11 protein-coding genes are annotated in these 9,214 nt (G+C 73.8%); 7 read left to right on the forward strand and 4 right to left on the reverse strand.

Going from position 1 to position 9,214, the window contains the following annotated elements:
* Window positions 1–51: 51 nt before the first annotated feature.
* The gene (locus KDL01_RS35540) at window positions 52–840 is read right to left on the reverse strand and encodes a PadR family transcriptional regulator (RefSeq protein WP_212533093.1); all 789 of its coding nucleotides are present in this window, start codon (window positions 838–840) and stop codon (window positions 52–54) included.
* A 131-nt stretch (window positions 841–971) separates the two neighbouring features.
* Between KDL01_RS35540 and trmB the strand changes: the two genes are divergently transcribed.
* The 3 genes from trmB to KDL01_RS35555 are packed head-to-tail and all read left to right on the forward strand — an operon-like array spanning window position 972 to window position 2,956.
* Window positions 972–1,721, forward strand: coding sequence for a tRNA (guanosine(46)-N7)-methyltransferase TrmB (gene trmB / locus KDL01_RS35545; RefSeq protein WP_212533094.1), 750 nt, complete (start codon window positions 972–974; stop codon window positions 1,719–1,721).
* Window positions 1,722–1,767: 46 nt separating this feature from the next.
* Complete coding sequence (locus KDL01_RS35550; RefSeq protein ID WP_212533095.1) at window positions 1,768–2,466, forward strand: histidine phosphatase family protein; 699 nt, start codon at window positions 1,768–1,770, stop codon at window positions 2,464–2,466.
* A 4-nt stretch (window positions 2,467–2,470) separates the two neighbouring features.
* On the forward strand, window positions 2,471–2,956 hold the full coding sequence (locus KDL01_RS35555; RefSeq protein ID WP_212533096.1) for a guanyl-specific ribonuclease: 486 nt from the start codon (window positions 2,471–2,473) through the stop codon (window positions 2,954–2,956).
* Here the strand turns inward: KDL01_RS35555 and KDL01_RS35560 are convergent.
* Window positions 2,941–3,228 carry an antibiotic biosynthesis monooxygenase family protein gene (locus tag KDL01_RS35560; protein ID WP_212533097.1) on the reverse strand — a complete coding sequence of 96 codons (288 nt, stop codon included), beginning with the start codon at window positions 3,226–3,228 and terminating at the stop codon, window positions 2,941–2,943. The genes KDL01_RS35555 and KDL01_RS35560 overlap by 16 nt on opposite strands.
* Before the next feature lie 47 nt (window positions 3,229–3,275).
* On the opposite strand from KDL01_RS35560, the gene KDL01_RS35565 reads away from it, so the two are divergent.
* The gene (locus tag KDL01_RS35565; protein WP_307846749.1) at window positions 3,276–4,016 is read left to right on the forward strand and encodes a class I SAM-dependent methyltransferase; all 741 of its coding nucleotides are present in this window, start codon (window positions 3,276–3,278) and stop codon (window positions 4,014–4,016) included.
* Window positions 4,009–4,827, forward strand: coding sequence for a UbiA prenyltransferase family protein (locus tag KDL01_RS35570; protein ID WP_212533099.1), 819 nt, complete (start codon window positions 4,009–4,011; stop codon window positions 4,825–4,827). The genes KDL01_RS35565 and KDL01_RS35570 overlap by 8 nt, the downstream gene beginning before the upstream one ends.
* Here KDL01_RS35570 and KDL01_RS35575 read toward each other — a convergent pair.
* Entirely contained in the window at window positions 4,757–5,848 is a 1,092-nt protein-coding gene (locus KDL01_RS35575; RefSeq protein ID WP_212533100.1) for a polyprenyl synthetase family protein, read from the reverse strand. The two genes, KDL01_RS35570 and KDL01_RS35575, sit on opposite strands and share 71 nt — an antisense overlap.
* Before the next feature lie 21 nt (window positions 5,849–5,869).
* On the reverse strand, window positions 5,870–6,835 hold the full coding sequence (locus tag KDL01_RS35580) for an aminoglycoside phosphotransferase family protein (RefSeq protein WP_212533101.1): 966 nt from the start codon (window positions 6,833–6,835) through the stop codon (window positions 5,870–5,872).
* Between the two features lie 57 nt (window positions 6,836–6,892).
* Between KDL01_RS35580 and KDL01_RS35585 the strand changes: the two genes are divergently transcribed.
* Together KDL01_RS35585 and KDL01_RS35590 are read left to right on the forward strand one after the other, a co-directional pair.
* Window positions 6,893–7,471: a DinB family protein gene (locus KDL01_RS35585; RefSeq protein ID WP_212533102.1), complete on the forward strand. Its 579-nt coding sequence runs from the start codon at window positions 6,893–6,895 to the stop codon at window positions 7,469–7,471.
* Window positions 7,472–7,599: 128 nt separating this feature from the next.
* Entirely contained in the window at window positions 7,600–9,180 is a 1,581-nt protein-coding gene (locus KDL01_RS35590; protein ID WP_212533103.1) for a hypothetical protein, read from the forward strand.
* Window positions 9,181–9,214: the final 34 nt, after the last annotated feature.

Here is a 9,214-nt window from a genome sequence, read left to right on the forward strand (position 1 = left end):
CCCGTTCTGTCCCCGCCCTACGGCTGTGGCGGTTGCGGCCGCGGGAGTGCATCAGAGCTCGTCGGCCGGCTCCGGGTCCTGGCCGGCCGGGCTTTCGGCCTCGGCGGCGAGGATCTTGTAGAGCGACTGCCGGGTGCGCACCAGGACCTGCTTGGCCTCTTCGCGCTGGGCCGCGCTGCCGACCTCGTTGACCTGCCGGATGGCGGCGACGAGCTGGCCGATCAGGTCGCGGTACTGCAGGAACTCGCCGAAGCGGGTGCCCTGCTCGCCGATCTGCCACAGCTGGCTCAGCTGCTCGGCGTTGCGCTCGGCGTGCTCGCGCCCGGCCGCGGTCAGCGCGAACAGCTTGCGGCCGGCGCCGTCGGTGGGCTCGATCAGGCCCTCGTCCTCGAGCTGCGAGATGGCCGGGTACACCGAGCCCGAGCTCACCCGCCACAGCCCGCCGGTGCGCTCGTTGATCTCCTGGATGATCTGGTAGCCGTTGCGCGGCTCCTCGCTCAGCAGCGAGATGATCGCCGCGCGTACGTCGCCGCGTCCGGCCCGGCCGCGTCCCCGGCCGCCGCGTCCGCGCGGGCCGAAGCCGAGGTCCAGATCCAAGCCGGGGCCGAAGCCGGGCGGCGGGAAGCCCGGGCCGTGGTGGTGGCCGCCGCGTCCGCGGCCGGCGAAGGGACCGAAGCCCTCCTCCTCGCCCGGGAACTGCGGCCGGCCGAACGGGCCGTGCATGTGGCGGCCGGGCTCGGGGCGACCGCGCCCGTCGCCGCGCCGGCGCTCGTCGGGGCGCCGTCCACGGCGCTCGGGACCGGGGCCCTCGAGGCCCTCGTAAAAGCGTGTGTTCTTCATGGGAAGACTCCTTGGTGGAGATCCTCGGTGAGGATCATGTTCTGTCGAAGCATCTCTTCGACGTGTTAACGATATATCGCTGACTCTCGGAACGCAAGCCTCGGCCCGCCGGGCGGCTAGGCTGGGTGCACATGACCACGTCAACCGCCACCGACGCGCTCACCGCGGACGTCGTGCCCGCCGCCACGCCGCCGATGCCGCACGTGCGCACCTTCAAGCCGCGCCGCGGCCGGATCACCACCGCGCAGAGCGCCGCGATCGACCGGCTCTGGCCGCGGTGGGGCTTCGAGATACCGGACTCCAGCGCCGTACCGCTCGCGCGCGCGGAGCTGTTCGGCCGTGAGGCTCCGCTAGTGCTGGAGATCGGCTGCGGCATGGGCGAGGCCGTGATCGCGATGGCCGCCGCCACCCCCGAGCACGACTTCCTGGCCGTGGATGTGCACACTCCGGGCCTCGGCAACGTCCTCGCGATGGCCGAGCGGGCCGGTCTGAGCAACGTGCGGGTGGCCGCCGGCGACGCCCTCGACCTGCTGCGCGACCTGATCCCGGCACAGTCGCTGGAGGCCGTGCACGTCTACTTCCCCGACCCCTGGCCCAAGGCCCGCCACCACAAGCGCCGCATCATCCGCCCCGACGCCGTCGCGCTGCTGGCCCGCGGGCTGCGCCCGGGCGGCCGGCTGCACTGCGCCACCGACTGGGCCGAGTACGCCGCCCAGATGCTCGAGGTCCTGAGCGCCGAGCCGCTGCTGCGCAACACGGCCGAGGGCTACGCCCCGCGCCCCGCGCACCGCCCCGTCACCAAGTTCGAGGCCCGCGCCATCCAGGACGGCCGCGAGGTCTTCGACCTCTGTTTCCTCCGGGCCGCCGCTCCGCTAGCCTGACCTCCCCGGCGGCGGTGCGCCGCGGGTCGCAAGCGGGAGGGCGTGCATGACCGACGTGACCGAGCTCGTGCTCGCGCGGCACGGCGAGGCCGTGATCAACCTGGAGTTCCTGGATAACCTGGACGGGGTCTGCACTGGCCTGACCGAGCGCGGCCGGGTCCAGGCCGACCTCCTCGGGGCCCGTCTGGCCGAGCGGATGAGCGGCCCCGGCCGCTTCGATGTGCTCTGCCACTCCCCGATCCGCCGGGCGGTGGAGACCACCGAACGGGTGCTGGCCGCCTTCGGCCCGCACGAACTGCCGGTCGAGCCGGTCGAGGCGCTGCGCAGCGCCGACCACGGCGCGCCGGGCCGGAATCCGTGGAACCCGGCCACCAACCGGATCGGGACCATCCCGCCGCTCGCCCCGCACGAGGAGCCCAACCCGGGCTCGGAGACCTGGTCGTCCTATCTGGACCGCTCCAGCGGCGCGCTGCTCGAGATCGCGCGGCGGCACGCCGGGCTGCGGGTGCTGGTCATCGCCCACGCGGAGACCGCCGGGTCCGCCCTGCACGCCTTCCTGCGTCTGCCCCCCGAGGCCGCGCGTCTGGTCTACCCGCTCGTCAGCCACACCGGACTGACCGGCTGGCGGCACGCCCAGCCCACCTACGAGCGCTCGGACCCGGCCGGTCAGTGGGCTCTGATGTACGCCAACGACGACACGCACCTGCCGGTCGAGGACCGGATCTGGTCGCGCGGGTCACAATGATCACGTGGATCGAATCAAGCGCTCTTCGCTGGTGATCGCGGCGGTGCTCGCCGCCTGGCCGCTCGCGGCCTGCTCGGCCGCGAGCACGCAGAGCGCGGGCCGGGTGGTCGAGGTGGACGGCACCGCCTGTTCCAGCGCGGTGCCGCCGCCGCCGGGCATGACGGTGCTGACCCTCGCCCAGCTGCCCGCCACCGCGATCAGCACCCTGAAGCTGATCGCGGTGGGCGGCCCGTACCCGTACGACGAGGACGGTACCGTCTTCGGCAACTACCAGCGGCTGCTGCCGCGCGAGCCGGTCGACTACTACCACGAGTTCACCGTGGCCGGCACCGCCGCGGCCGGGCGCGGGCCGCGCCGGGTGGTGACCGGGGCCGGCGGCCAGGACTACTACACGCCGGACCACTACGTCAGCTTCGACTGGATCTCCTGCGCCGCGCCGGCCGGGCCGGCCGCCGCGGGTCCCCCGGTCGCGTCTCAGACCTCGCGGTAGTGCTCGACCTTCGGGTCGGCGGCGAAGTACGGGCCGATCAGCGCGCGCCACTGCGGGAAGCGGTCGGACTCGCGGAAGTTGACGGTGTGCGCCTCGAGCGACTCCCAGCCCACCAGCAGCAGGTAGCTGCCCGGGCGCTCGAGGCCGCGGTGCATCCGTGCCCACACGAAGCCCTCGGTCTGCGCCAGCAGTTCCCTGGCCTGCGCGTAGGCGGCCTCGAACTTCTCCGAGTCGGCCTCGGCGATGGAAAATTCGGCATGCTCGACGATCATGCGCCCAGCGTACATTCCCACCGCCGAGTGCGGGTAGGAAGCCGGGTGTGGCGGATGCAACCTTAGTTGACGCGCAGGATCTGTTCCGTGGCTTGCCCCGGCGCTACGACCTGCTCGCGGAAGTGCTCTCCTTCGGCCAGAACCGGCGGTGGCGCCATGCCATGGTGGACGCGGCGGCGCGCACCTCGCCCGACGCGCTCCGGGTCCTGGACGTGGCCACCGGCACCGCCGGGGTGGCCCTGTACTGGACCGACCGGGCGCGGGTGGAGGTGACCGGAATCGACCTGACCGCGCAGATGCTGCGGCGCGGCCGGGAGAACGTGGCCCGGCGCGGGCGCGCCGACCGTATCAGGCTGCTGCAGGGCCGGGCCGAGCAGCTGCCCTTCCCGGACGCCTCCTTCGACGCGGTCACCTTCACCTACCTGCTGCGCTACGTGCAGGATCCGGCAGCGACGCTGGTGGAACTCGCCCGGGTGCTCAAGCCCGGGGGAGCGCTGGCCAGCCTGGAGTTCGCGGTGCCGGGCAACCCCGGCTGGCACGCGGCCTGGGTCGGCTACACCCGCGGGGTGCTCCCGCTGGCCGGCTACCTCACCGGCGGCCGCGAGTGGGGACACGTCGGCAACTTCCTCGGCCCCTCCATCAGCGGCCACTACCGCACCCACCCGGTCGAGCGCATCGTCGACTACTGGCATGGCGCCGGGGTCGCGGACGTGCGCACGCGCCGGATGAGCCTCGGCGGCGGCCTGGTCATGTGGGGCCGCAAGAACGCCGCGAGCGCGGATGGCTGAGCCGGAGACGGCGTCGCAGGGCCCTGGCTCCGCGGTCGCCGATGCGCGGCCTCCGGGTGCGCCGCCCTCCGGTGCGCGGCCGGCGTTCTACGCGCGTGGCGGCGGCCCGGTCGGCGACTGGATCACGCTGCTGCACCCGCCGTACACGGCCTGGCACCTCGGCTACGTCGGCCTCGGCGCTGCGCTGGTGCCGAGGCTGGACTGGGCCGTGTTCTGGGCCAGCCTGGCCGGGTTCGCGCTGGCGGTCGGCGTCGCGGCGCACGCGCTGGACGAGTGGAAAGGCCGCCCGCTGCGGACCGGGATCAGCGGCGAGGCGCTGTGGACGGCGGCCGTGCTGAGCCTGGCCGGCGCGTGCGCCCTCGGCGTCGGCGTGCTGCGCCACTCCGGCTACGCGCTGCTGCCGCTGATCGCCGTGGGCGTCGTGCTGGTGCTCGGCTACAACCTCGAGCTCTTCGGCGGCGCGCTGCACACAGACCTCGGATTCGCCCTGGCCTGGGGCGCGTTCCCGGTGCTGGTCGGGTACGTGGCGCAGGGGCCGCGCTGGAATCTGCCGGGCACCTGCGCGCTCCTGTTCGCCGCGCTCGCCGCCACCGCGTTCTCGGCCGCGCAGCGCCGGCTGAGCACTCCGGCCAGAATCCTGCGACGCCGGGTCGCCGAGGTGGCCGGCGAGATCCGCTTCGCCGACGGGTCCACGGCCGCGCTCGATCGCAGTACCCTGCTGAATCCGCTGGACGGAGCGCTCAAGCTTCTCTCGGCAGTGTCACCGACGGTGGCTGCGGCGCTGCTGCTGTACCGGTGGAGTGCCCGGTGACGGCGTGCACGAGGTGGATCAGCTCCGCCCGCACCGACTCGTCGGCCAAGGGGAGGGACTCGGCGCTGCGCAGGGCGACGGCGCCGAGCCGGCCGATCCGCCGCTCGACCGAATCCTTGGCCCCGCAGGCGATCAGCAGCGCCCGCAGCTCGGCCACCGCCTGATCAGTCCCCTGGGACAACAGCGTGGCCAGCCGGCGCGCGTCCGGCCGGGTCAGCCGGGCCACCGCCTCGGCCAGCAGCACCGTCCGCTTGCCGTCGCGCAGGTCGTCGCCCGAGGGCTTGCCGGTCGCGGCCGGGTCGCCGAACGCCCCGAGCAGGTCGTCGCGCAGCTGGAACGCCACGCCCAGCGCGTCGCCGTACGCGCCGTACCCGGCCAGCAGCTCCGCCGACGCCCCGGCCAGCGCCGCACCGAACCGGGCGGGCCCGGTCGTCGTGCACGCCGCCGTCTTCGCCCGCGCCACCTCAAGCGCCGCCGCCACCGACGCCTCGCCCTCCGCCTGCGTCAGCAGATCCAGGTACTGGCCCTGCATCGTCAGGGCCCGCATGTCGTCGAAGACCGGCCGGGCCCGGGAGACGGCCTGCTCCGGCAGCCCGCAGCCGCGCAGCAGCTGGTCCGCCCAGACCAGGCAAAGGTCGCCCGCCGTGATCGCCGCCGACATGCCGAACTGCTCGTCCCGGCCGAACCACCCGGCCCGCCGGTGCTGCTCGCCGAAGACCCGGTGCACCGCGGGCGCCCCGCGCCGCGTCGCCGAGCCGTCCATCACGTCGTCGTGGATCAGCGCGCACGCGTGCAGCAGCTCCACCACGGCCGCGGCGCCGAGCACGCCCGGAGTCAGCGGCGCCCCGGTGCCGCGCCATCCGAGCAGCACGAACCGCGCCCGCAGCCGTTTGCCGCCGCGCAGCACCAGGTCCGCGATCGGCGCGTAGAGCCCCGCGATCCGCGCCGACGGAGCCTCGGCCATCCGCTGCGCGAAGAACTCGTGCAGTACCTCGTCGATCGAGCCCGCGGGAGTATCCACAGTTCCCGTCTACACCAGAACTCAGAGTCCTGCCAGGTCCGCCAGCGTACGGGTCTGTTCGGCGAGGATGCGCAGGCACTCGTCCGGCTCGTCCGCCGCGATCGCCACCGCGGCCTCGGCCCGCCTCGCCGCGCCCCAGGCGAAGATCCGCAGCGGGTCCACCCCGAGCTCGTCGCCGAGCAGCGCGCCGCGCGCCGTGAGCACCGCGCCGGGCCGGGGCAGCGCGAACGGCGGGTCGACCTGCTCGAGCAGCGGCCACGGGTCGAACGCGGGGTCGCCGGCCAGCGGCTTGGCGTCGATGGCGAGCCACGGTTCGCGGGCGGCCGAGAGCACGTTGCCCGGATTGAAATCCCCGTGCAGCAGCACGGATCGCGACGCGGGCACGGACGCGGGCAGCGTCCGCAGCAGATCGAGGCAGGTGCGCACCAACCCGGCGTCGGCCTCGGCGGGAAGCAGGGCCAGCCGCTCCTCGGCCATGTCCGCCCACCACCCCATCTGCTCACCCACCGACTCGGGGGACGGCGGCGCGTCCGTCTCGCCCGCGTCCACCGTCTCGACGGGCAGCCACAGCCGCCGCAACAGCCCCGCCCCGATCCGCAGCCTCGCCTCGGCGCCGAGCTCCGAAGCGTCCACCAGCTTTGTACCCGGCTCGCACAGCTCCAGCAGATATGCGGTGCGCTCCGCGTCCTGCCGCAGCAGCCGCACCGCCCCGTTCCCGCCCCAACGCCGCAGCCCGTAGGCCTCCGCGCGCGCCTCCCGGTGCGGAAACCCGACCTTGAGCACCGCGCGTTCCCCGGAGTCCAGCTCCACCGGCGCCACCCAGGCGCCGGACCCGCCCGCGTAGGGCCGCCCGATCCGCCGAAGACCCCAGTCCGCGCGCAAGGAGGCGACCAGACCCGGCAGCCGCTCCAGCCATGCGCGGCCGTCCACGCTCACGCTGCCGCCGAACGCCAAGCCGAGCCGGTCCAGTTCCAGATCTTGCTCCACCCGGCCAGTGTGCCACGCCCGCCGGTCGTGTCAGTGGTCGATGGCATGCTGACGGACATGACGAAGAAATGGGACTCCAACAGCCACGACGAGCGCGAGGCGCTGCTCGGCTTCCTGCACAATCAGCGCGAGGCACTGTGCCGCAGCGTCTACGGCCTGACCGACGAGCAGGCCGCCCTCGCCCCCTCCGCCAGTGCGCTGAGCCTGGGCGGCCTGCTGCGCCACCTCACCGCGATCGAGGGCAACTGGACCGGGATCCTCCAGGTCACCGGCACCCCCAACGGCGTGGCCGAGCACCTCGCCTCGTTCCAGCCCGGCGGCAGCACGGTGGAGGAACTCATCGCCGACTACCGCCGCGCCGCCGAGGCCACCGACGCCGCGTTCCTCGCCATCCCGGACCTCGAACAGCTCGCCCCCGTGCCGCAGGGCGTGCCCTGGTTCCCCAAGGACGTCGAGTCCTGGACCGCCCGCTACATCCTGGTCCACCTGATCGAGGAGACCGCCCGCCACGCCGGCCACGCCGACATCATCCGCGAGACCCTCGACGGCGCCCAGTCCATCGAGCTCAAAGCCGCCGCCGAGGGCTGGCCGGAGAGCGACTTCGTCAAGCCCTGGCGCAAGCCGGCCCAGGACTGAGCGGGTTTTCGGTTGCGGGGCCGCGCGATCGCGGGCATCATCGTGACGTCCATCGTCCCCGATGACCATCGAAGCCATATGCGAATTCTGATTTCAGAAGTGGAGGCCGCCGACACCCCTGCCGCCCGATGACGGGACTCGGCAGGCCGGTAGACTCGGCGATCTTCTCCCACCCCCGCGCCCAGGCCGCGATCCGGGCGCGCAGGTTCGGCGTCACCCCGAGCATGATCGAGGCCGTCGCGCTGCGGCGCGCCGCCGGGGACTGGCGTGGGGCCTGTGCGGCCGCGGCCGTCGAGGTGCAGATCGATCCCTCGTCCCTGAAGGCGCGCCACGGCTCGGACCTCGCCGAGCTGATCCTGGACGACCTACGGAATCTGTCCCCTGATCTGCTGCGCTGGCACTTCCCGCGCGCCCGGCACGGCTCCGGGCTGCTGCTCGAGGACGAGTGGGTGCCGCTCGCCGACTACGCCTGGGCGGGCGTGCCCGTCACGCTCGTCGCCGCGAGTCCGCGCCACGCTCTCGCCGCAGGTCAGCGGATCGCACTCACCGTGCTCGCGGGCAGCCGGCGGCGCGATGGAACCCAGGGCCCGTCGCGCCGCAGCCTGACGCACCACCGGATGTTCTGGGACGCCGCGGCGGCTCCGCAACTCGCCCGGCTGTCCGCGGACCTCGGCGGCGGTGGCACCGGCGAACCCGGGGACGCGCGGCGGATCAGTGCCCTGCAGGACGCGGGCCGGGCCGAGCAGGCCTGGGCCGCCGCCGGGATCGAGCTGATCTGCGCGCCTGCGCGGGTGTCGGGCCGGCGGCAGCAAGCCAACCGGATAAGCCGGCTCGCCACCCTCCCGGTCAACCTGCCGCTGCTGGTGACTCAGGCTCGTGAGACGCTCCCGGGCGTCGACCGCGGCGCGATCGCCTTCCGCGGCGGCGCGCTCGTGCTGCGCGGGCTGGGGTCCGACGGCGGCCCGGTCACGGCCGAGGTGGTCTCTCCCGAGCAGGCCCGCGACCTGCCCGCCCTCCCCGATGCCGCGTGGCTCAGGCCCGTGGACGCCGAACTGCTCAGGCTGGACCTGCTCGCTCCACCCGACCTGCACCCGCTGGTCGCCGACGCGCTCGCTCCACGCACGTCGCCGACATCGCCGAATCAGGGCCCGGCGACGGGGACGCTGCTCTACCGCACGGTGCCCTACTTCGAAGCCGTCGAGGCGTGCGACGGTGCCGGACCTGGTGACGGTGACGGTGACGGCGCCGCGTCGCAGCTCGTGCTCCTGGTGCGCTGCGGTACGAACCTCCACCGGGTGGCCTGGCGCGACGGCCGCTGGCAGGCCGAACACGACGAGCACGGTGCCCGCGAACTGCTGCTGAACAGGCTGGGCGGCGCCATGGATCCCTGCCGGCAGGCCGCGGAGTACCTCGGCACCGGCCGGCACATTCTCGACCTCGTCGAATCGCTGCTCGAACACGGCCGCATCCACGAGGTCCTGCGCCTGCTTCCCGAGCACGCGGACGCCGGCGCCGACCCGCTGTCCTTCGCCCTGTCCGACGGCACCACCGTCGGCGAGTCACTCGAAGCCCTCTTCCTGCGCACCGCGTACCTGCGCGCCAGAGCCGGCGAGGCCGAACCGCCCGCGGCGGTGAGCTACCGCCTGGCCAACCCCAGCCTCCGCCGCCGCCCCCGAAAGGGGGAGCCGGCCCGAACCAGAAAAAGGTGATCATGACACTGATCGAGCTTCCGTCCCGTACCTC

It is taken from the genome of Actinospica durhamensis (assembly GCF_018139695.1).
GTDB classification, from domain to species: Bacteria; Actinomycetota; Actinomycetes; order Streptomycetales; family Catenulisporaceae; genus Actinospica; species Actinospica durhamensis.

Coding starts and splice junctions, on each gene's coding strand:
- KDL01_RS35540 (WP_212533093.1), bottom strand. CDS start 840: ATGAAGAACACACGCTTTTACGAGGGCCTCGAGGGCCCCGGTCCCGAG.
- trmB (WP_212533094.1), top strand. CDS start 972: ATGACCACGTCAACCGCCACCGACGCGCTCACCGCGGACGTCGTGCCC.
- KDL01_RS35550 (WP_212533095.1), top strand. CDS start 1,768: ATGACCGACGTGACCGAGCTCGTGCTCGCGCGGCACGGCGAGGCCGTG.
- KDL01_RS35560 (WP_212533097.1), bottom strand. CDS start 3,228: ATGATCGTCGAGCATGCCGAATTTTCCATCGCCGAGGCCGACTCGGAG.
- KDL01_RS35570 (WP_212533099.1), top strand. CDS start 4,009: ATGGCTGAGCCGGAGACGGCGTCGCAGGGCCCTGGCTCCGCGGTCGCC.
- KDL01_RS35585 (WP_212533102.1), top strand. CDS start 6,893: ATGACGAAGAAATGGGACTCCAACAGCCACGACGAGCGCGAGGCGCTG.
- KDL01_RS35590 (WP_212533103.1), top strand. CDS start 7,600: ATGACGGGACTCGGCAGGCCGGTAGACTCGGCGATCTTCTCCCACCCC.